20 protein-coding genes are annotated in these 19,478 nt (G+C 71.9%); 6 read left to right on the top strand and 14 right to left on the bottom strand.

The window, feature by feature from the left end; genetic code table 11:
- Positions 1-49 precede the first annotated feature (49 nt).
- The 4 genes from ACZ68P_RS09735 to ACZ68P_RS09720 form a co-directional block, all read right to left on the bottom strand.
- Entirely contained in the window at positions 50-1,321 is a 1,272-nt protein-coding gene (locus ACZ68P_RS09735) for an aspartate kinase (protein WP_365712889.1), read from the bottom strand.
- 295 nt (positions 1,322-1,616) lie between these two features.
- A complete protein-coding gene (locus ACZ68P_RS09730) occupies positions 1,617-2,285 on the bottom strand; it encodes a DUF5063 domain-containing protein (RefSeq protein ID WP_471004601.1) in 669 nt (222 codons plus the stop codon).
- Positions 2,286-2,341: 56 nt separating this feature from the next.
- Positions 2,342-2,941, bottom strand: coding sequence for a recombination mediator RecR (gene recR / locus ACZ68P_RS09725; RefSeq protein ID WP_471004599.1), 600 nt, complete (start codon positions 2,939-2,941; stop codon positions 2,342-2,344).
- Positions 2,942-3,067: 126 nt separating this feature from the next.
- Positions 3,068-3,403: a YbaB/EbfC family nucleoid-associated protein gene (locus tag ACZ68P_RS09720; RefSeq protein ID WP_471004921.1), complete on the bottom strand. Its 336-nt coding sequence runs from the start codon at positions 3,401-3,403 to the stop codon at positions 3,068-3,070.
- A gap of 291 nt (positions 3,404-3,694) precedes the next feature.
- Here ACZ68P_RS09720 and ACZ68P_RS09715 point away from each other — a divergent pair, with 291 nt between their 5' ends.
- On the top strand, positions 3,695-4,444 hold the full coding sequence (locus ACZ68P_RS09715; protein ID WP_471004919.1) for an SLATT domain-containing protein: 750 nt from the start codon (positions 3,695-3,697) through the stop codon (positions 4,442-4,444).
- Between the two features lie 49 nt (positions 4,445-4,493).
- Here ACZ68P_RS09715 and ACZ68P_RS09710 read toward each other — a convergent pair whose 3' ends face one another.
- From ACZ68P_RS09710 to ACZ68P_RS09700, 3 genes are all read right to left on the bottom strand, one after another.
- Complete coding sequence (locus ACZ68P_RS09710; protein ID WP_471004597.1) at positions 4,494-5,144, bottom strand: hypothetical protein; 651 nt, start codon at positions 5,142-5,144, stop codon at positions 4,494-4,496.
- A 96-nt stretch (positions 5,145-5,240) separates the two neighbouring features.
- A complete protein-coding gene (locus tag ACZ68P_RS09705; RefSeq protein ID WP_471004595.1) occupies positions 5,241-5,945 on the bottom strand; it encodes a GntR family transcriptional regulator in 705 nt (234 codons plus the stop codon).
- A gap of 88 nt (positions 5,946-6,033) precedes the next feature.
- The gene (locus ACZ68P_RS09700; protein WP_471004593.1) at positions 6,034-7,395 is read right to left on the bottom strand and encodes an aminotransferase class III-fold pyridoxal phosphate-dependent enzyme; all 1,362 of its coding nucleotides are present in this window, start codon (positions 7,393-7,395) and stop codon (positions 6,034-6,036) included.
- A 186-nt stretch (positions 7,396-7,581) separates the two neighbouring features.
- Here ACZ68P_RS09700 and ACZ68P_RS09695 point away from each other — a divergent pair, with 186 nt between their 5' ends.
- Both ACZ68P_RS09695 and ACZ68P_RS09690 read left to right on the top strand, forming a co-directional pair.
- Positions 7,582-8,262: a DJ-1/PfpI family protein gene (locus ACZ68P_RS09695; RefSeq protein ID WP_471004591.1), complete on the top strand. Its 681-nt coding sequence runs from the start codon at positions 7,582-7,584 to the stop codon at positions 8,260-8,262.
- Entirely contained in the window at positions 8,259-8,717 is a 459-nt protein-coding gene (locus ACZ68P_RS09690) for a MarR family winged helix-turn-helix transcriptional regulator (protein ID WP_471004589.1), read from the top strand. Before ACZ68P_RS09695 ends, ACZ68P_RS09690 begins: the two co-directional genes overlap by 4 nt.
- Positions 8,718-8,818: 101 nt before the next feature.
- On the opposite strand, the gene ACZ68P_RS09685 is transcribed toward ACZ68P_RS09690, so the two are convergent.
- From ACZ68P_RS09685 to ACZ68P_RS09675, 3 genes are all read right to left on the bottom strand, one after another.
- Positions 8,819-9,706: a glycoside hydrolase family 19 protein gene (locus ACZ68P_RS09685; RefSeq protein ID WP_471004587.1), complete on the bottom strand. Its 888-nt coding sequence runs from the start codon at positions 9,704-9,706 to the stop codon at positions 8,819-8,821.
- Between the two features lie 96 nt (positions 9,707-9,802).
- Positions 9,803-10,270 carry a MarR family winged helix-turn-helix transcriptional regulator gene (locus ACZ68P_RS09680; RefSeq protein ID WP_471004585.1) on the bottom strand — a complete coding sequence of 156 codons (468 nt, stop codon included), beginning with the start codon at positions 10,268-10,270 and terminating at the stop codon, positions 9,803-9,805.
- A 170-nt stretch (positions 10,271-10,440) separates the two neighbouring features.
- Positions 10,441-11,382: an NADP-dependent oxidoreductase gene (locus ACZ68P_RS09675; protein WP_471004583.1), complete on the bottom strand. Its 942-nt coding sequence runs from the start codon at positions 11,380-11,382 to the stop codon at positions 10,441-10,443.
- A 155-nt stretch (positions 11,383-11,537) separates the two neighbouring features.
- On the opposite strand from ACZ68P_RS09675, the gene ACZ68P_RS09670 reads away from it, so the two are divergent.
- Positions 11,538-13,061, top strand: a complete 1,524-nt coding sequence (locus ACZ68P_RS09670; RefSeq protein ID WP_471004581.1) for a PstS family phosphate ABC transporter substrate-binding protein — start codon at positions 11,538-11,540, stop codon at positions 13,059-13,061.
- Between the two features lie 46 nt (positions 13,062-13,107).
- On the top strand, positions 13,108-15,063 hold the full coding sequence (locus tag ACZ68P_RS09665) for a serine/threonine-protein kinase (RefSeq protein ID WP_471004579.1): 1,956 nt from the start codon (positions 13,108-13,110) through the stop codon (positions 15,061-15,063).
- 43 nt (positions 15,064-15,106) lie between these two features.
- On the opposite strand, the gene ACZ68P_RS09660 is transcribed toward ACZ68P_RS09665, so the two are convergent.
- From ACZ68P_RS09660 to ACZ68P_RS09650, 3 genes are all read right to left on the bottom strand, one after another.
- Positions 15,107-15,466, bottom strand: a complete 360-nt coding sequence (locus ACZ68P_RS09660) for a hypothetical protein (RefSeq protein ID WP_471004577.1) — start codon at positions 15,464-15,466, stop codon at positions 15,107-15,109.
- Positions 15,463-16,005: a DUF6232 family protein gene (locus ACZ68P_RS09655; RefSeq protein WP_471004917.1), complete on the bottom strand. Its 543-nt coding sequence runs from the start codon at positions 16,003-16,005 to the stop codon at positions 15,463-15,465. Before ACZ68P_RS09655 ends, ACZ68P_RS09660 begins: the two co-directional genes overlap by 4 nt.
- 192 nt (positions 16,006-16,197) lie before the next feature.
- Positions 16,198-17,115: a LysR family transcriptional regulator gene (locus ACZ68P_RS09650; protein ID WP_471004575.1), complete on the bottom strand. Its 918-nt coding sequence runs from the start codon at positions 17,113-17,115 to the stop codon at positions 16,198-16,200.
- Between the two features lie 103 nt (positions 17,116-17,218).
- Between ACZ68P_RS09650 and ACZ68P_RS09645 the strand changes: the two genes are divergently transcribed.
- On the top strand, positions 17,219-18,052 hold the full coding sequence (locus ACZ68P_RS09645; protein WP_471004573.1) for an oxidoreductase: 834 nt from the start codon (positions 17,219-17,221) through the stop codon (positions 18,050-18,052).
- Positions 18,053-18,175: 123 nt separating this feature from the next.
- On the opposite strand, the gene ACZ68P_RS09640 is transcribed toward ACZ68P_RS09645, so the two are convergent.
- Positions 18,176-19,459, bottom strand: a complete 1,284-nt coding sequence (locus ACZ68P_RS09640; protein WP_471004571.1) for an adenylosuccinate synthase — start codon at positions 19,457-19,459, stop codon at positions 18,176-18,178.
- Positions 19,460-19,478 lie beyond the last annotated feature (19 nt).

Below are 19,478 nucleotides of genomic sequence, written 5' to 3'. Positions count from 1 at the left end.
CGTCAGGAGCGCCGTGTGCGCGAGGAGGTACACCGGGGACACCGGTTCGTCACCGACCGGTGCCGCCGTAGACCACGGCCTCGTCCGAGTCGCTGTCGAGACCGAAGGCGGTGTGGACCGCCGTCACGGCCTCGTTCACGTCGTCCGCGCGGGTGACGACCGAGATGCGGATCTCGGAGGTCGAGATCAGCTCGATGTTCACGCCCGCGTCGGACAGCGCCTGGAAGAAGGAGGCGGTGACGCCCGGGTTCGTCTTCATACCGGCGCCGACCAGGGAGATCTTGCCGATCTGGTCGTCGTAGCGCAGCGACTCGAAGCCGATCGCGCCCTTCGCCTTCTCCAGGGCGTCGATGGCCTTGCGGCCCTCGGCCTTGGGGAGGGTGAAGGAGATGTCCGTGAGGCCGGTGGAGGCGGCGGACACGTTCTGGACGATCATGTCGATGTTGATCTCGGCGTCCGCGATCGCACGGAAGATGGCCGCGGCCTCGCCCGGCTTGTCCGGCACGCCGACGACGGTGATCTTCGCCTCGGAGGTGTCGTGGGCGACGCCCGAGATGATGGCCTGCTCCACCTTGCGGTCCCCTTGCGGCTCGTTGCTGACCCATGTGCCCTGAAGTCCCGAGAAGGACGAGCGGACGTGGATCGGGATGTTGTAGCGGCGTGCGTACTCGACGCACCGGTGCAGCAGCACCTTGGAGCCGGAGGCGGCGAGCTCCAGCATGTCCTCGAAGGAGATCCAGTCGATCTTCTTCGCCTTCTTGACGACCCTCGGGTCGGCCGTGAACACACCGTCGACGTCGGTGTAGATCTCGCAGACCTCGGCGTCGAGGGCGGCGGCCAGCGCCACGGCGGTGGTGTCGGACCCGCCGCGCCCCAGGGTGGTGATGTCCTTCTTATCCTGGGACACACCCTGGAAGCCGGCGACGATCGCGATGTTGCCCTCGTCGAGGGCGGTACGGATCCGGCCCGGCGTGACATCGATGATGCGCGCTTTGTTGTGGACCGAGTCGGTGATGACGCCGGCCTGGCTGCCCGTGAACGACTGGGCCTCGTGGCCCAGGTTTTTGATCGCCATGGCCAGCAGCGCCATGGAGATCCGCTCTCCGGCGGTCAGCAGCATGTCGAACTCACGCCCGGCAGGGATCGGGGATACCTGCTCGGCGAGATCGATCAACTCGTCCGTCGTGTCGCCCATCGCGGAAACCACGACGACCACTTGGTGGCCGTTCTTCTTGGCGTCCACGATTCGCTTGGCGACGCGCTTGATGCCTTCGGCATCGGCAACGGAGGAGCCTCCGTACTTCTGCACGACAAGGCCCACGTGCGCTCCTCGCTCAGTGTCTGCCGCAGTCATCACTGCGGTCGGCTCAGTTTAACGAGCAGCCCGGAATCACCGACCCTATATCACATCCTGAGATGTCCCGCTCAGGTAGTGATCACGGCCGTCGGCCCGGGCCGCCCGTGGACGACTCCCTGCCCAGGGTGGGACGCGCTACGCGGACTTGTGGGCGGGGTCACAGGCCGAAGCCGCGGACGGGGGCGGGGCGAGTGGCTTTCCGGGGCCGGAACGCCTGCGGCCCGGTGGGCCGCCGTCCCCTCGCCCCACGCACGGGACGCTACTTCTTCACCACGCGCACGCCGATGCCCAGCGGGCCGCCGATCTCCGCCGCCATGACGCGGCCGGCCTCCTCCGCGAGGTCGTCCTCCGCCAGGTCCTCGTCCGTGTCGAGGCCGTCCAGCTCCGCCAGCGGCTGGTCGAGGCGGACGTGGGAGACCAGGGACTGCAGGGCGCGCAGGGTGCCGGAGGCCGTCGGGCCCCAGTTGGAGAAGTACGAGAACTGCCACCACCACAGCGCCTCGCTCGTGCGGCCCGCCCGGTAGTGGGCCAAGCCGTGCCGCAGGTCCGTGACGATGTCGGCGAGGTTGTCGGAGATCCGGCAGGGCACCGGCGCCTTGCGGGGCTCGTACGGGTCGAAGACCTCGGAGAAGACGTCCACCGGCTCCAGGAGCATGGCGAACCTCATGCGCAGGTCGTCGACGTCCACGTCCGGGCCCGTGTCCGGCTCGTACCGCTCGTCCGGGACGATGTCCTCGTGCGCCCCGAGCCGCCCGCCCGCGAGCAGCAGCTGCGAGATCTCCAGGAGCAGGAACGGGACCGCGCTGTCGGGCTCGTCGCCCTTGGCCACTTCCGTCGTGGCCACGATGAACGACTCGATCGAGTCGGCGATCTGGACCGCGAAGTCGTCCGGGTCCTGCGTGATGGAGTGCAGCGTGGCGTCAGACATCGAGGGTGCCTCCCTTGAGCTCACGGACGAGCGCACGGGCCGTGTCGGCCCTGTCGTCATACATCTAGCAGGCGCCGCCCCTCGAAGGCACGGCCCAGGGTGACCTCGTCGGCGTACTCCAGGTCGCCGCCGACCGGCAGGCCGCTCGCGAGGCGCGTGACCTTCAGTCCCATGGGCTTGATCATCCGCGCCAGGTACGTCGCGGTGGCCTCGCCCTCCAGGTTCGGGTCGGTCGCCAGGATCAGCTCGGTGATCGTGCCGTCCGCGAGCCGCGTGAGCAGCTCCCGGATACGGAGATCGTCCGGGCCGACACCCTCGATCGGGCTGATCGCGCCGCCGAGCACGTGGTACCGCCCACGGAACTCGCGCGTCCGCTCGATCGCCACGACGTCCTTCGGCTCCTCGACCACGCAGATGACCGTCAGATCCCGGCGGGGGTCGCGGCAGATGTTGCACTGCTCCTGCTGTGCCACGTTGCCGCAGACCGCGCAGAACCTGACCTTCTCCTTCACTTCGAGCAGCGCGTGCGCGAGCCGGCGCACGTCGGTCGGCTCGGCCTGGAGGATGTGGAAGGCGATCCGCTGCGCGCTCTTGGGACCGACGCCGGGCAGCCTGCCCAGTTCGTCGATGAGGTCCTGAACCACGCCTTCGTACAACGGAACGCCCTTCTCGGGTCTGCTTGATTCTTACGGTAGTAGCTGCGGGGGCGGCTTAGAAGTGCGGGCGCGGAAGCCGGGGCGGGAACCGTGGCCCCAGGAGGGCCCGGAAGGGCTCGCGAGGGCTCAGAAACCGAGGTCCGGCATGCCGCCCAGGCCCTGCGTGAGCGGGCCCAGCTTGGCCTGCTGAAGCTCCTGGGCGTTGTCGTTGGCGGCCTTGACCGCGGCCACGACGAGGTCGGCCAGCGTCTCGGTGTCCTCCGGGTCCACGGCCTTGGGGTCGATCACCAGGCCGCGCAGCTCGCCCGAGCCGTTCACGGTCGCCGTGACGAGACCACCGCCCGCCTGCCCCTCGACCTCGGTCGCGGCGAGCTCCTCCTGAGCGCGCGCGAGGTCCTGCTGCATCTTCTGGGCCTGCTGGAGGAGCTGCTGCATGTTGGGCTGGCCACCACCGGGAATCACGGTCACTCCTGGCATTTCGACGGATACGCAGGGCATCCGGACGGCTGATGTTCGGTAGGCCGAGCCTACGTGGTCCCCGCCCGGGACGCCGCCACAACTCTTTCGAGTGAGAAACTGCGGGCTCCTCTACCTGATCACAACCCTCTTGCGGGCGGAAATCCCGGGATTCCGGGCCCACAGCCCACCATTCGGCGGTAGGAAGGGCAGGCACCACGTGCACCGCACGTCACAGATGGACACGAGCGTCGCTGAGCTGAACAGAGGAGTTCCCCGGTGAGCCAGCAGCCGGAGATGCAGCCGCCGCAGCCGCCTCCGGGGCAGCACGGGCAGCAGGGGCGTGCGGGACTGCCCGGAGAACCCGCCGCGTCCCGTGACCTGACCGGGGCGCCCTTCCCGCTCGGCGACTGGGGCGAGCCCGCCGAACGGCTGGACGAGCTGTACCGGTGGGTCGAGACGAACGCCCTGCGCACGGCGGAGTGGTACCTCTCCGACCGCGCCCGCAAGCGCCGCTGCGCACGCGCGCTCCGGGTCGGTACGGCGCTGGGCGTCATCGCGGGCGCGGCGCTGCCGCTCCTCGACCTGACGGGGGTCGCGGCGCACGGGGCGGCCGGGTGGGGCTATCTGTCCCTGCTGCTCGCGGCGGCCTGCCTGGCGTGCGACCGGTACTTCGGGCTGACGTCCGGCTGGATAAGGGACGTGGCGACGGCCCAGGCCGTGCAGCGCAGGCTCCAGGTGCTGCAGTTCGACTGGGCGTCCGAGAACGTGCGCGAGGTGCTCGGGCCGACCGAGGGGACGGCGAGCGAGGCGGCGGAGCGGTGCCTGGGAGTGCTGCGGCGCTTCTCGGAGGACGTGACGGAGCTGGTGCGGGCCGAGACGGTGGACTGGATGGTCGAGTTCCGTTCCGGTCCCGCGCCGCTGGCCCTGCAGTCGGTCGGCACCGGCCCCTCCCGTCCGGACGCCGGCCCTCCGACGCACCGCTTCCCGCTGCCCCCGGGCACCCGCCCGAACATGCCGAGGCAGCGCCCGCCGGAGCCGCGCTGACCGGAGGGGCGCCGGTCTCCGCGCGCCCCTCCGCCGGACCGGGGACGGATCAGCTGAGGATGATCATCGATCCCTGCCCGAGGCTCCGCGTCGCCGCCGCGTGCAGCCCCAGCCACACATGACGCTCCCGGGCGAACGGATTGTCGTCGTACGCGACCGGCACCGCCGGTTCCTCCAGCGAGGTCGGCCGCTCCGGCGGCAGCGGCGCGGCCGGCGGGTTGGCCGGATCGATCCCGAGCGCGGGCGCCACCAACTCCAGCTCGCGCAGCAGCCCCTGCGAGGACCCGAGCGGGCCTCCGCCCTCCAGGAGCTCGTCGTTGGAGAGGGGGGCCGGGAAGTCCACGGGGACGTACGCACCGGCGTGGTCGTAGTGCCAGACGAGGTGGGACTGCTGCGCGGTCGTCTCGAACATCTCCAGGAGCTGCTCGTAGTCCCCGCCGAGTTCGTCGACCGGCTCGACGGGGAGGCCGCAGATCTGCAGCAGGTAGGCGCGGCGCAGGAAGTGGAGGGCGTCGTAGTCGAATCCGGCGACGGGTGCCACGTCACCGGAGAGCCCGGGCATGTAGGCGAACACGGGGACGGTCGGAAGGCCGGACGCGGTGAGGGCCTTGTCGTAGGCGGCGATCTCTTCGGCGAAGGGATTGTCGGGGCTGTGGCACAGCACGTCGACAAGGGGGACCAGCCACAGGTCACAGGCCAAGGGAGGCTCGCTCTCCGTCAGTTGCAGGGACGGCCAGGGTAATCGGCGCGGGACACGCCGCACACCCGCTGGTGACCTGCCCGTGGAGGCCCCGGGTCAACCCGCCTGTCGGTCCAGGCGGTCCGCCCACTCCAGCGACTGCGCGTTGTGCGCCCGTACATAGGCGACCGCCGCCTCCGCGTCCCCGCGGGTGATGGCGTCGACGAGGTCCACGTGTCCGCTCCACAGCCAGCCCAGCCGGTCCCGGTCGGAGCGGAGGTACGGCACGGAGAACACCCACGCCTGGACGCGCAGCCGGTGCAGGAAGTCGGCGATGTAGTCGTTCGCGGAGACCAGCCGGCCCAGTTCGCGCCAGTAGCGGATGTCGTAGCCGATGAGGATGTCCAGATCCCCGGCGCGGGCCGCCCGCGCCGCCGCCTCGCCGCGGCGCCGTACGGAGACGAGGGCGACGCCGATGCCCACGTCGGGCACGGCGGCCGTGAGCGGAGCCGGGGCGGGGGCGTGACGGCGGAAGATGCCGTCGACGACGAGCATCCGGGCCTCGACCATGCCGCGGTAGTCGTCGACCGTGAACTGGTGCACGCGGAAACCGCGGTGCTGGTCGGAGTCGAGCAGCCCCTGCGCGGACAGGTCGACCAGGGCCTCGCGAACCGGCGTCGCCGACACCCCGTACTGCTCGGCGATCTGCTTGACGGTGAACTCCTGGCCCGGTCGCAGACGCCCAGCGAGGACTTCGTCACGGAGCGCGTCCGCGATCTGCCGCCGCAGGGTGTTGCGGGTGACAGCTGCGCTCGCGGCCATGATCGTCGGCCCCCTCCGTCCGGCTTGGGACACCCTAGACCAGACGGAGGGACGCCCGGAGCGGCCGCTTCGGGCCGCGATCCGGCGGTTACGCGGTGTGCTCGTCGGCCACGCTCAGCGCCGCGTCCAGGGCCGCGAGGCCCTCCTTGGCCTCCGCCTCGGAGACGTTGCAGGCGGGTACGGCGTGGGTGCGGTTCATGTTGACGAAGGGCCACAGACCGTGCTTCTTGGCCGCCGCGCCGAAGGCCGCCATGGGGGCGTTCGCCTCGCCCGTCGCGTTGTACGGGACGAGCGGCTCGCGCGTCTCCTTGTCCTTGACGAGGTCGAGGGCCCAGAACACGCCCATGCCGCGGACCTCGCCGACCGACGGGTGGCGCTCGGCGAGCTCGCGCAGGCCGGGGCCGAGGACGGTCTCGCCGATGTGGGCGGCGTGCTCGACGACCTTCTCGTCCTCCATGACCTGGATGGTGGCGACGGCCGCGGCGCAGGCCAGCGGGTGTCCGGAGTAGGTCAGGCCGCCGGGGTAGGGCCGCTTGTCGAACGTCGCGGCGATCTCGGCGCTGATCGCGACACCGCCGAGGGGCACGTAACCGGAGTTGACGCCCTTGGCGAAGGTGATCAGGTCGGGCACGACGCCGAAGTGCTCGGCGGCGAACCACTTTCCGGTGCGGCCGAAGCCGGCCATGACCTCGTCGAGGACGAAGACGATGCCGTACCTGTCGCAGATCTCGCGGACCCCGGCGAGGTAACCGGGCGGCGGGGTCATGATGCCGGCGGTGCCGGGGACGGTCTCCAGGATGATCGCGGCGATGGTGGCCGGACCCTCGAAGGCGATGGTGTCCTCCAGGTGCGCGAGCGCCCGCTCGCACTCCTGCTGCTCCGTGGTGGCGTAGAACGGCGAGCGGTAGAGGAACGGCGCCCAGAAGCGCACGACGCCGGAGGAGCCGGTGTCGGAGGCCCAGCGGCGCGGGTCGCCGGTGAGGTTGATCGCGGTGGAGGTCGCGCCGTGGTACGAGCGGAAGGCGGAGAGCACCTTGGGGCGGCCCGTGTGCAGACGGGCCATCCGGACGGCGTTCTCGACGGCCTCGGCACCGCCGTTGGTGAAGAAGATCTTGTCCAGGTCGCCGGGGGTGCGCTCGGCGATGAGGCGTGCGGCCTCGGAGCGTACGTCGATGGCGAAGGCGGGCGCGAAGGTGGTGAGCTTCGCGGCCTGCTCCTGGATGGCGGCGACCACGCGGGGGTGCTGGTAGCCGATGTTGGTGTAGACGAGGCCGCTGGTGAAGTCGAGGTAGCGGTTGCCGTCGTAGTCCCAGAAGTACGAACCCTCGGCGCCGGCGACGGCGAGCGGATCGATCAGGCCCTGGGCGGACCAGGAGTGGAACACGTGCGCGCGGTCGGCGGCCTTCACGGCCGCGCCGGCCTGGGGGTCGGGTTCGACATGAGGGGTCATGGGCCCAGGGTAAGGACGCGCAGGTCGGAGCGGCCATGACCATCTTGTCCACCGAGACCGACCGGGACGCGACACCTTGTGAGGCGGACGGGGGCACGGGCGCACCACGGGGCCTATTGACAGCAAGCTGTCGAAATGACAGCCTACTGTCATAAGGCACGGCACCGACTCCGCAGGAGGCCCGACATGCCCCGCACCGTCCATCTCGCCGTCTACGACACCCTCGCCGACTGGGAGACGGGTCACGCCACGGCCTGGCTCGCCCGCGCCGGCCACGAGATCCGCACCGTCGGCCCCACCACCGACCCGGTCACCACCCTCGGCGGGCTGCGCGTCACCCCCGACCTGGCCCTCGCCGACCTGCGGCCGCAGGACACCGCGCTCCTGATCCTCCCGGGCGCCGACCTCTGGGACACCGGCGACGCGCTCGCCCCCTTCGCGGCCAAGGCCCGCGCACTCCTCGACTCCGGCACGCCGGTCGCGGCGATCTGTGGCGCCACCGCCGGCCTCGCCCGCGAGGGCCTCCTCGACGACCGCGCCCACACGAGCGCCATCTCCTTCTACCTCGCCGCCACCGGTTACAAGGGGGCCGCCCACTACGTCGACGCGGACGCCGTCACGGACAGGGGTGCGGACGGCGCCGGCGACCTGATCACCGCAGGGCCGACCGAGCCGGTCGCCTTCGCCCGCGAGGTGCTGGGCCGGATGGCCGCCTTCGAGGGCGAGAAACTCGACGCCTGGTACCGCCTCTTCCACGACTCGGACCCGGCGGCGTACGAGACGCTCAACGCGCAGGACGAGGATGAGGCCGCGGGCGGGAGCGCCGACGCGGCGACGGGCGCGGCCGAGGAGCCGGGGCGGTCGTGAGCCGGGAGCAGCAGGACGCCCTCTCGCGCACCGCGCTCGGGGTCTTCCGTCTGAACGGTCAGTTCCTCGCCGTGTCGGAGAGGCTGACCGAGCCCGCGGGCCTCACGGCGGCCTGGTGGCAGGTGCTGGGGGCGGTGCTCCGGGAGCCGCTGCCGGTCGCCGGGATCGCCCGGGCCATGGGCATCACCCGCCAGAGCGTCCAGCGGATCGCGGACCTCCTCGTGACCCGGGGGCTCGCGGCGTACGAGCCGAACCCGGCCCACCGCCGCGCCAAGCTCCTCACCCCGACCGCCGAGGGCCGGGCGGCGATCGGCCGCATCGATCCCGGCCACGCGGAACTGGCCGGGCGTCTGGCGGCGGAGCTGGGCGGCCTTGAGGCGCTCGCGGAGACGGCGCGGGTCCTCGACCGGCTGTCGGCGGCGCTGGAGGCGGTCGAGGCGGGCGGCCCGGCCTAGGTCGTGTCCGTACAGCCTCGCCCGGGTCACACGCCGGACGGACGTGTGGAGGGGGCGTCGGCCCCCTCCACGGAGCCGCGCGAGGCGCGGCCGTCACGGCGTCAGCAGTACAGGTTGGCACCCGTCGGCACGCCCAGGATCTGGGTGAACTGCTGGTACTTGCTCACCCGGCTCTGGACCTGGGCGGGGTTCTTGCCGTCACACTCCAGGGCGCCGTTGATCGAGCGGATCGTCTGGCCGAAGCCGGCGCCGTTGACCATCGCGTTGTGGCCGGTCATCGTGCCGGGACCGTTCTGGGTGTTCCAGTACCAGAGGCCGGTCTTCCAGGCGACGGCCGACTCGCGCTCCACGCGGTACGGGTTGTTGAGCAGGTCGATGCCGAGCGCGTCACCCGCGGCCTTGTAGTTGAAGTTCCAGGAGAGCTGGATGGGGCCGCGGCCGTAGTAGGCGGCCTGGCCGGCGGGGCAGCCGTAGGGCTGGCCCTGGTCGCAGTAGTGGGGGTAGTTCGCGGTGTTCTGCTCGACGATGTGGACCAGACCGCCGGTCTCGTGGCTGACGTTGGCGAGGAAGGCCGCGGCCTCCTGCCTCTTCACGGTGTCGCTGCCGGTGTTCGAGAAGCCCGGGTAGGCGCTGAGGGCCGCCGTCAGGCCGCTGTACGTGTAGAAGGAGTTCCGGCTCGGGAACATCTGGTTGAACTGGGCCTCGCTGACGACGAATCCGGAGGTCGGCGGCGGGGTCGTACCACCGCCGCCGCACGTGCCCTCGTCGCGCCAGACGTCGGAGGAGCCCGGACGTTCGTTCTGCGTCCACCACTTGGCGAACCAGTTGTGGCCGTTGTAGGAGGCGGTCATCCCGCCGGTGTAGACGCTGGAGGAGTTCCACGCGGTCACACAGGCGGGCGCCGCGCCCGCCGACGCGACGGGGAGGAAGACGGCCAGTCCGACGGCCGTACAGAGAGCGGACACGAGTATGAGCAGGCGTCGCAGCATGCGCTCGTCCTTCCGTGGGGGAAGGCCAAGCGAAGCGGCTTTGGTCTGGACCTGTCAAGGTCTAGACCAAAATTCGTGACACTTCCCCGCCGCCCGTCAGTGCGTCAGCAGCCGCTCCAACATGCCTGTCAGCAGCGCCTGTTCGGACGCCGACAGGGCTCCCATCAGCTCGTTCTGGACGCCGTCGAGGATTCCGTCGAGGCGCTGGAGGTGCGCCCGGCCGCCCGGGGTCAGGGTGACGACATTACGGCGGCGGTCCCCGGGGTCGGGGGTGCGCTCGACATGGCCCTGCCCGGCCAGCTCGTTGATGACGGCGACGAGATCGCTGCGGTAGATGCCGGTGCGGCGGCTCAGTCCGGCCTGACTGGTCGCCCCGAACTCGTCGAGGGAGACCAGCACCGCGTAGTGCCACTTACGGGCGCCCTCCTCGGCCAGGCCCGCGCTCACCAGCCGGTCCGCCCGCGCGGCGGTCAGGGCGAGGAGGCGGCTGGGCAGCGCGCGGAGGCGGGCGGGGGTCCGCCGCTCGTCCGCCTCGGAGGCGCCGTCCGCGGCGTCGGGGTTCATGGCCGCAGGTTACCCGTCGGCGTGAGGGCCCCGAACGATCACGCACGGTCGCATGGCGCCGGCCCGGGCGGCAGATCCGCCACCCGGGCCGGCGCCCACGGTCCTTGGCCCGGAGGCGTCCCCGGGCGGGGTTCCCGGACCAGGGGCACCGGGCGCCCCAGACCGGGTTCTCACACCAGGAGCACCAGGCGACCCGGGCGGTGGCCCGCCTCCACGCGGCGGTGTGCCTCGGCCGCGAGTTCCAGGGGCATCACGTCGGCCACCCGTGTGACCAGGTCGCGCGAGGCCACCAGCTCCAGCGTCTCCTTCAGCCGGGCCGCGTCCGGCGTGCCGCGCACCGCCGTCACCGAGATGCCCCGTTCGGGGGTCGGCATCCGCTCGGCCGAGGCCGAGACGAAGACGCCGTCGTCCTTCAGCACCGGCAGCAGGGGGTCGCCGATCAGCGCGGCGTCGAAGACGCCGTCCACGCGCTCCGGGGCGGCCGCCAGGAGCTGGGTGATCACGTCTTCGGGCGCCCCGCGGCGCACGGTGTGCTCGGCGCCGAGGACCCGCAGCTCGGCCTCGTCCCCCTCGTTCGCGACGGCGAGCACCCGATGACCGGCGGCGGCCGCGTGCTGCACCGCGAACCTGCCCACCACCCCGCCCGCGCCCGTGACCAGCACCACGGAGTTCGCCGGGAGGCGGAGCAGATCGACGGCCTGCTGGGCGGTCAGCGAGGAGAGCGGCACCGAGGCCGCGGTGGTGAAGTCGACCTCGTCGGGCACCGGGGCCAGCCAGGCCGGCTCGACCTGGATGATCTCCGCGTAGGTGCCGGCGCCGGTGCGCTCCTCCGCCCAGGGCACGAACCCGGCCACGCGCGTGCCGGCGGGCATGCCCGGGGCCGGGTCCATGAGGGTGCCCGCGAAGTCGGAGCCCAGGACGAACGGCGGCGCGAGGTCGCCCAGACCCGCGGCGAACCGGCCGGAGCGGATCTTCAGATCCGTCTGGTTCACCCCGGCGGCCTTCACCCGGACCCGTACCCGCCCGGGGGCGTCGGCGGTCTCCGGCTCGGGCCGGCGGGCCATTCTCAGCACCTCGGGACCGCCGTAGGCGGTCACTTCGACGACACGCATGGGGTTCCTCTCCGACGGGGCCCCCTCGTGGCCATTACACCCACGCCCCCGGTCCCCAGCAACAGCAGCGCCGCCACCTGAAGGAAGGGAGAACTCCAGGTGGCGGCAGGCGACACCGCCCCCGCGCTCGCACAGACGTCCGTACCGTCCCGGCCATGGAGTGGATTACCGCAGAGAACGTCATCGCCGTGGTCACCGCGCTCATCGGTGTCCTCGTCTCGGCCGGTGTCGTCACCTACGAGCGCTTCATGCAGCGGGGCCGGCGGCTCGGCTACCGCGTCCAGCTCAACACCCCCCTGCGCGACGGCGACCAGACCGTCGGGGACATGACCGTGCGGGTCGGCGAGGTCGGCGGCACGGACGGCTCGACGCTCGTCCTGCTGCGGATCGAGAACGACGGCCTGAAGGACATCCACCACGCGGACTACGAGCGGTCCGACGGCTTCGAAGGGCTGAGGGTCACCTTCGACGACAAGACCGTGCAGGCCGTCGTCGCCACCGTCCCCCAGCCCTTCGAACGGATCAGACGCCACCTGGAGGCGGAGCCCCGGCTGCGCAAGGAGGGCAACGCGGTCCTGATGCCCAAGGTGGCGCTCGGCCGCAAGCAGTACTTCAAGCTGCTCGTCCTGCTGTCCGGCCGGGTGGACCTCGACGAGATCGAGCTCACCGGCACGCTCCGGGAGACGGACGTCCACCGCAACCACAGCAGGAGCGTCGACGACCGGACGCCGACGTTCAGCCCGGCGGCCCGCAACATCGCCCTCGTCCTCGCCGCCTGTGTGGTCACCCTCGCCACGATCATCGTGCGCAACGAGACACCGCCGCCCATCGGCTGCGCCCGGGGCACGCTCACCGTCACCGGCTCGACGGCCTTCGCGCCGGTGGTGCGGCAGGCGGCGAAGACGTACGAGGAGGACTGCGAGGGCTCCACCGTCCTGGTCGACGCCCACGGGTCGACGGCGGGCATCCGGGAGCTGGCGGCGGCCGGGGCCGCGGGCGGGAAGGGCTCCCCGGCCGTCATCGCGCTCTCCGACGGACCGAAGCCGGGCGGCTATCCACAGCTGCGGGAGAACAGGGTCGCCGTCTCCCTCTTCACCCTCGTCCTCCACGACGGGACGGCGGTCGGCGACCTGTCGACCGAGGACGTCCGCCGCCTGTACCGGGGCGAGATCACCGACTGGAGCGTGCTGGACGGAGGCCCGAGCCGGCGGGTCCTGCTCGTCAGCAGGGACGCCAACTCCGGCACCCGCGAGGTCTTCCAGCGCCGGGTGCTCGGCCGCAACGAGCCGGCGAACTCCTCGCGCGACTGCGAGACCCGGGACGACCTGGAGGCGCGGGTCCTGCGCTGCGAACTCGACAGTACGGAACAGGTGCTCGCGACCGTCGCCCGGCTGCCCGGCGCCATCGGCTACGCGGAGCTGCGCGCCGCCGGCGGGCGGAAGGGCCTGCACCGGATCGCCATCGACGGCCGCCTCCCCTCCGTGGACGAGATCGGCGAGTCGACGTACCCGTACCGGGAGATCGAGTACGCGTACACCTGGGGGCAGCCGGCGGCCGGCTCGCTGACCGCGAGCTTCCTCACCTATCTGAGCCGCGGCGGAGGGCAGGACATCATCCGCGCCCAGGGCCACCTGCCGTGTGCGACGCCCCAGGGCCTGCGGATCTGCGGTGAAGGCTGAGCGGGCCACGAGAACCGGCGGGTGCCGTCTGGCATCCTCTTTCGACGTGGAGCCATTGAACCCGGAAGACCCGGTCGGCATCGGCCCGTTCCGTCTGCTCGGCCGCCTGGGGGTCGGCGGGATGGGACGGGTGTTCCTGGCCCGTTCGGCCGGCGGCCGGACGGTCGCGGTGAAGGTCGTGCACGCGGAGCTGGCCGCGCAGGAGGAGTTCCGGCGCCGGTTCGCCCGTGAGGTCGCCGCCCTGGAGCGGGTCGGAGGCACGGGGACGACCCCGGTGCTCGGTTCGGACACGGCGGCCGAGCCGCCGTGGGTCGCCATCGGCTATGTGCCGGGGCCCTCGCTGCGGGAGGTCGTGGGCGAGGAGCCCGGGCCGCTCCCTGCGTCGAGCGTACGGGCGCTGGCGGCCGGGCTCGCCCGGGCGCTCACCCATGTCCACGCGGCCGGGCTCGTCCACCGCGACCTCAAGCCCTCCAACGTCCTGCTGACCGTCGACGGCCCGCAGCTCATCGACTTCGGCATCGCCCGCGCCGTCGACACCGTCACCGACGGGGGGCTGACCAGCACCGGAGCGGTGGTCGGATCCCCCGGCTTCATGTCGCCCGAGCAGGTGCGGGGCGAGAAGCTGACGCCGGCCTCGGACATCTTCTCCCTCGGCTCGGTCCTCGCCTACGCGGCCACGGGCCGCTCGCCCTTCGGTACGGCGGACAGCGGCGTCCACGCCACCATGTTCCGCATCGCCCACGACGAACCCGACCTGACGGGGCTGCCGCCCGAACTGGCCGGGCTGGTACGGGCGTGCCTCGCCAAGGACCCCTCCGGCCGCCCCGAGGCGTCCGAACTGGCCGGGACGATCACGGTCGCCGACCCCTGGCTCCCCGCCGATCTGCTGGCCCGCCTCGGCCGGCACGCGGCCCGGCTCCTGGAGGCGGAGACGGCCGCGGAGACCCCTACGGAGACGAGCGCGCGGGCGACCGCGCAGGCGCGGACCGACGGCGCCCCGGTCGCGGGCGGAGCGCTCACTGACGACGGCTCGACCCGCCCTGTCCCCTCCGGCAGGGGTTCCGGTGACGAGCCGACCCCCCTGCCCGTTCCCGGGCCGCCGCGCCGCCGCCGCCGCACGGCCGTGGTCGCGGCCGCCACCGCGCTCGCCGTCGCCGTGGCGGCCGGCCTCACGTACGTCTTCTGGCCGGATCCCTCCACCGGGCCGGACGAGCGGAAGAACCGGGCACGCGGCGAGACGGGCAGCGTGGCGGCCCGCCCGGCCGGCATCGTCCCGGCCGCGTTCCTCGGTGCGTGGGAGGGCGTGATGCGCGGCTCCGCCGACCACCCCAGGGAGACCTCCCGGATCGAGATCACCCAGGGCGCGGCGGGGGCGAAGAGCGTCGTGTACGTCCAGGTCACCGACGAGCGGCTGTGCATGGGGCGCTCGCGGCTCGTCTCCGCCGACGAGGACAAGGTCGTTCTGGGCGCGTCCGACGTGACCACCAGCGTTCCCGCCCAGCGCTGCACCGCCGCCGCCCACCAGACCCTCAGCCTGCGCTCGCCCGACGTCCTGGAGTGGACCTCGGGCACCGCGAAGGCCGCCTTCCGCAAGGCGGGGACCGGCACGGACATCGTCCCCGCGCGGTTCGTGGGGGCCTGGAGGACCGAACCGGACCCGCTCGTCTTCGGCCCGAACGCCGACCGCTACTCCGACGAGCTGACCATCACCCAGGGCCCCGTGGGGGCGCCGCTCTTCCGCTTCCAGCGCGGATTCCCCCGCCTGGACGACGAGGGCAATCCGACACCGGATGCGGTCAACTGCTCCTCCACGGCGCTCCTGGCCGGCGCCGGCACACCCCTGATCATCGGCCCGCACACCCCCGACCCGGACTCCTCGGACCGTGACTGCGAGCACAGCGGCACGGCCGGCTATGTGGCCATGGACCGCTTCAAGGGCCGCGACCGGCTGCTCGTGTACCCCATGCTCGACGGGGAGCCGAACGAGTACTACCGCCGCTGAGGGCTGCCACGGGAACGGCCGGGACAGCCGCGGCCGGCGGTGCTCAGGCTCCGATGAGTTCCAGGACGGCCCGGACGGAGTCCAGGACGGGCTGGCCGATGGCCCCGGCCGTCGCCGCGATGCCCGCGACGGTCATGAGGGCGCGACGCCGGTCCTCCGGCGGTGTGTCGGACGCGGGAGCGGCGAGAGCGGGGAGCGCCTCGTCGATGGACTGCGCCGTCGCGGACGGTACGTTGCCGCGCAGCTCCCGGACGAGCTGGAGCAGCTCCGCCACGGCCGCCTCGAGGGCGGGTGAGGAGGCCTGCGCGCCGACCGTGCCCGACTGGTGGTTGACCATGCCGGTGTTGTTCGTCCCGCCGTGCATGTTGACGGTGTTGCCGTAGTAGTAGTTGTTCTCGCTCATGCGCCGGCCATCCCCACGTTGCCCGTTCCGCCGTACATGTTGACGTTGTCGCCGAAGTAGTAGTTGCTGGGGCTGATCGTCAGCGTCTCCACCCTCACCTGGAACTCCGTCTCCGGGTTCTCGATGGCGTGCGCGATGGAGTGGACGAGCTGTCGCAGCTGGTCGGGGTTCTGCGCCGTGACCAGCGCGGTCGACGGCCCGGACGTCTCCACGGCCAGGACGAAGTGGGACTGGGCGGACAGCACGGTGATCATGTCCACCAGGGCGTAGACCAGGACGCCGAAGGCGAGGAGCCAGACCCAGGTGAGGACCGTCTCGGCCCCCTCGCTGCCCATGGTCGCCAGCCCGCCGAGCAGGGTGAGCACGGCCGCCACCGAGAGCGTGAGCGCCACCCGCTTCAGGAAGCGCAGGACGGCCTCCTTGCGGCGGGGGTGCAGGGTGAAGGTGTAGACGCGGGCGATGTTCTGGAGCGGATAGGCCGCGCCGCCCACCCATAAGAGCCGCTTGCTGATGCTCAGATCGATGCCGTTCCCCGGCATCGCCGCCGGGAAGGGCGGGTGCTGCGGCGCCTGCTGGGGCGGAGGCGGAGGCGGAGACGGAGGCTTCGGCGGCGGTGCCCCGGTGGTGTCCATGGTTCCCCCTGAGGGTGGACCCGTTCTCGTCGGGTCGGGTCGTCGGTGAAGCCCCCATTAAGTACCCGACGTGATCTCCGCACAAGGTGGATTTCCGTCTCAAGGCCACTGACCTGCGGGCATGTTGACGCCCGCGGCCGCCGCGCGGGCGTAGTCGCGGACGAGGGTCCGGGGGTCGTCGGCACGCCAGGCGAGGGCGAAGCGGCTCGGGGCCACGCCGTGGACGGGAAGGGTGACGACACCGCCGCGGGTGAGCAGGGGCGCGTTGCCGGCGGCCACCAGGCAGATGCCGAGACCGTCGACGAGGGCCTCGTAGGTCTCGTCCGTACTGGCGATCTCACCGCCGACGACCGGCGGGCGTCCCTCGCGGGCGTCCAGGGCGAGCCAGTGGGCGCGCAGTTCGGGAGCGTGCGCGGGCAGGGCGAGGAAGGGCTCGTCGAGCAGCTCGGTGAAGTCGACGCTCTCGCGGCCGGCGAGCGGATGCGTCTCGGGAAGGGCCACCAGTCGCGGCTCGGAGGCCACCACGACCCAGCGGAAGCGCTCCGGCGCGGCGAGCGGCAGCCAGACGAAGGCCACGTCGCTCGTGCCGTCGGCGAGGCCGGCCGTCGGGTCGTCCCAGCCGACCTGCCGGAGCCTCAGCCGCGCCCGTGGGTGCGTCGCGGTGAAGCGGGAGCGGATGGCGGGCAGCAGGCCGCCCCGGCCGGGGCTGGTGCTCATCCCCACGACGAGCGTGGCGTCCGCGGCCTCCTTGGCGCGCCGGGTCGCCGCCCACGCCTCGTCCCAGGAGGCGAGCACCGCGCGGGCGTGCGGGAGCAGGGCCGCGCCGACGGACGTGAGCCGCACCCCCTGCCGGCTCCGGTCGAAGAGGGGGGCGCCGAGCTGTCGTTCCAGGGCCCGTATCTGTTTGCTCAGCGCGGGCTGCGAGACGAAGAGCCGTTCGGCGGCCCGGGTGAAGTGGAGCTCCTCGGCGACCGCGACGAAGTACCGCAGCTCCCGCCCGTGCACGTCCGTGGTCATGCCCATGGGTTATCACGACGGATCTTGGACGGGCAACAGCCTCTGGGCGCAGGCTTGTTGGCGACCGGGCATCCGGCGAGGACACGGACGAGGGAGTACGGACATGAGCAAGGTCTGGCTGATCACCGGCGCCAACAGCGGCTTCGGGCGCGCCTTCGCCGAGGCCGCGGTCGCCGCCGGCGACGTCGTGGTCGCCGCGGCCCGTCGCGTCGGCACGCTGGACGACCTGGTCGCCGCCCACCCCGACCAGGTCGACGCGGTCACCCTGGACGTCACGGACACCGCCGCGATCGAGACGGTCGTCCGCGACGTCGTCGAGCGGCACGGGCGCGTCGACGTGCTCGTGAACAACGCGGGACGCACGCACGTGGGGTCGGTCGAGGAGACCGGCGACGCCGAGCTGCGCTCCCTCTTCGACCTGCACGTCTTCGGCCCGGCGGCGCTGACCCGCGCGGTGCTGCCCTCCATGCGGGCGCGCCGCTCGGGCGCGATCGTGCAGCTCAGCAGCGTCGGCGGCCAGATGTCGATGGCCGGCTTCGGTGCCTACAGCGCGACCAAGTTCGCCCTGGAGGGGATGTCCGAGGCGCTGGCCGACGAGGTGCGCCCGCTGGGCATCGACGTCCTGATCGTGGAGCCGGGCGCCTTCCGCACGGCCCTGTTCGGCAGCCACACCCTCAGCGGGGACGACATCCCCGACTACGCGGAGACGGTGGGGGCGACCCGGCGGTACGTGGAGACCGGCGGCGGTACGCAGGCCGGTGACCCGGCGAAGGCCGCGGCGGCGGTCCTCAAGGCCCTCGACGCGGAGCGCACCCCGCTGCGGCTGGCCCTCGGCGACGACTCGATCGACACCATCCTGGGCCACCTCGACCGGGTGCGGGGGGATCTGGAGGCATGGGACAAGGTGGGCCGGGACACCCGGCTGGACGAGCGCTGACGGACGCGCGAGGCCCGGGGAGCGCTGACGGACGCGCGAGGCCCGGCAAGCGCTGACGGACGCGCGAGGGCCCGCACCCCGGGGATCGGGGTGCGGGCCCTCGCGCAGGTGCTCCCGCGTGTCCTACAGGAACGAGTTGATCTCGATCGTCTCGGTGCGGCCGGGGCCGACGCCGATCGCGGAGATCGGGGCGCCCGACATCTCCTCCAGGGCCTTCACGTACGCCTGCGCGTTCTTCGGCAGGTCGGCGAAGGTCTTGGCCTTGCTGATGTCCTCGGACCAGCCCGGCAGCATCTCGTAGACCGGCTTCGCGTGGTGGAAGTCGGTCTGCGAGTACGGCAGCTCCTCGACGCGCTTGCCGTCGATCTCGTACGCGACGCAGACCGGGATCTGCTCCCAGCCCGTCAGCACGTCGAGCTTGGTGAGGAAGAAGTCGGTCAGGCCGTTGACGCGGGTGGCGTACCGGGCGATGACCGCGTCGAACCAGCCGCAGCGACGGTCACGGCCGGTGGTGACACCGCGCTCGCCGCCGATGCGGCGCAGCGCCTCGCCGTCCTCGTCGAACAGCTCCGTCGGGAACGGGCCGGCGCCGACACGGGTCGTGTAGGCCTTGAGGATGCCGATGACCCGGCTGATCTTCGTCGGGCCCACGCCGGCACCGGTGCAGGCGCCGCCCGCGGTCGGGTTCGAGGAGGTGACGAAGGGGTACGTGCCGTGGTCGACGTCCAGGAGGGTGCCCTGGCCGCCCTCGAAGAGCACGACCTTGTCGTCGTCCAGCGCCTGGTTGAGGATCAGGGTGGTGTCGGCGACGAAGGGCCTGATCTGCTCCGCGTACTGGAGCATCTCCTCGACGATCTGCGCGGCATCGATGGCGCGGCGGTTGTAGAGCTTGGCGAGGAGCTGGTTCTTGCCCTCGAGCGCCGCCTCGACCTTCTGGTTGAGGATCGACTCGTCGTAGAGGTCCTGGACCCGGATGCCGACGCGGTTGATCTTGTCGGCGTAGGTCGGGCCGATGCCCCGGCCGGTGGTGCCGATCTTGCGCTTCCCGAGGAACCGTTCCGTCACCTTGTCGAGGGTGACGTTGTACGGCGTGATGAGATGCGCGTTACCACTGATGAGGAGCTTGGACGTATCGACGCCACGCTCGTTCAGCCCGCTCAGCTCGGAGAGCAGGACCGCCGGGTCGACGACGACACCGTTTCCGATCACCGGGGTGCACCCCGGGGAGAGGATTCCGGAAGGGAGAAGATGCAGCGCGTACTTCTGGTCGCCTACGACGACGGTGTGGCCGGCATTGTTGCCGCCCTGGTAACGCACCACATAGTCAACGGATCCACCGAGGAGGTCGGTGGCCTTTCCCTTGCCCTCGTCACCCCACTGAGCACCGAGCAGCACAAGTGCGGGCACAGGCGTACACCCCTTCCGG

The sequence above is a fragment of the Streptomyces sp. NPDC036822 genome (assembly GCF_055609145.1).
Note: the sequence above shows the minus strand (reverse complement) of the source record. Positions and strands in the feature narration are given on the sequence as shown.

Coding starts and splice junctions, on each gene's coding strand:
- ACZ68P_RS09730 (WP_471004601.1), bottom strand. CDS start 2,285: ATGTCTGACGCCACGCTGCACTCCATCACGCAGGACCCGGACGACTTC.
- ACZ68P_RS09715 (WP_471004919.1), top strand. CDS start 3,695: ATGCAGCCGCCGCAGCCGCCTCCGGGGCAGCACGGGCAGCAGGGGCGT.
- ACZ68P_RS09705 (WP_471004595.1), bottom strand. CDS start 5,945: ATGGCCGCGAGCGCAGCTGTCACCCGCAACACCCTGCGGCGGCAGATC.
- ACZ68P_RS09700 (WP_471004593.1), bottom strand. CDS start 7,395: ATGACCCCTCATGTCGAACCCGACCCCCAGGCCGGCGCGGCCGTGAAG.
- ACZ68P_RS09695 (WP_471004591.1), top strand. CDS start 7,582: ATGCCCCGCACCGTCCATCTCGCCGTCTACGACACCCTCGCCGACTGG.
- ACZ68P_RS09685 (WP_471004587.1), bottom strand. CDS start 9,706: ATGCTGCGACGCCTGCTCATACTCGTGTCCGCTCTCTGTACGGCCGTC.
- ACZ68P_RS09680 (WP_471004585.1), bottom strand. CDS start 10,270: ATGAACCCCGACGCCGCGGACGGCGCCTCCGAGGCGGACGAGCGGCGG.
- ACZ68P_RS09675 (WP_471004583.1), bottom strand. CDS start 11,382: ATGCGTGTCGTCGAAGTGACCGCCTACGGCGGTCCCGAGGTGCTGAGA.
- ACZ68P_RS09670 (WP_471004581.1), top strand. CDS start 11,538: ATGGAGTGGATTACCGCAGAGAACGTCATCGCCGTGGTCACCGCGCTC.
- ACZ68P_RS09660 (WP_471004577.1), bottom strand. CDS start 15,466: ATGAGCGAGAACAACTACTACTACGGCAACACCGTCAACATGCACGGC.
- ACZ68P_RS09655 (WP_471004917.1), bottom strand. CDS start 16,005: ATGCCGGGGAACGGCATCGATCTGAGCATCAGCAAGCGGCTCTTATGG.
- ACZ68P_RS09650 (WP_471004575.1), bottom strand. CDS start 17,115: ATGACCACGGACGTGCACGGGCGGGAGCTGCGGTACTTCGTCGCGGTC.
- ACZ68P_RS09645 (WP_471004573.1), top strand. CDS start 17,219: ATGAGCAAGGTCTGGCTGATCACCGGCGCCAACAGCGGCTTCGGGCGC.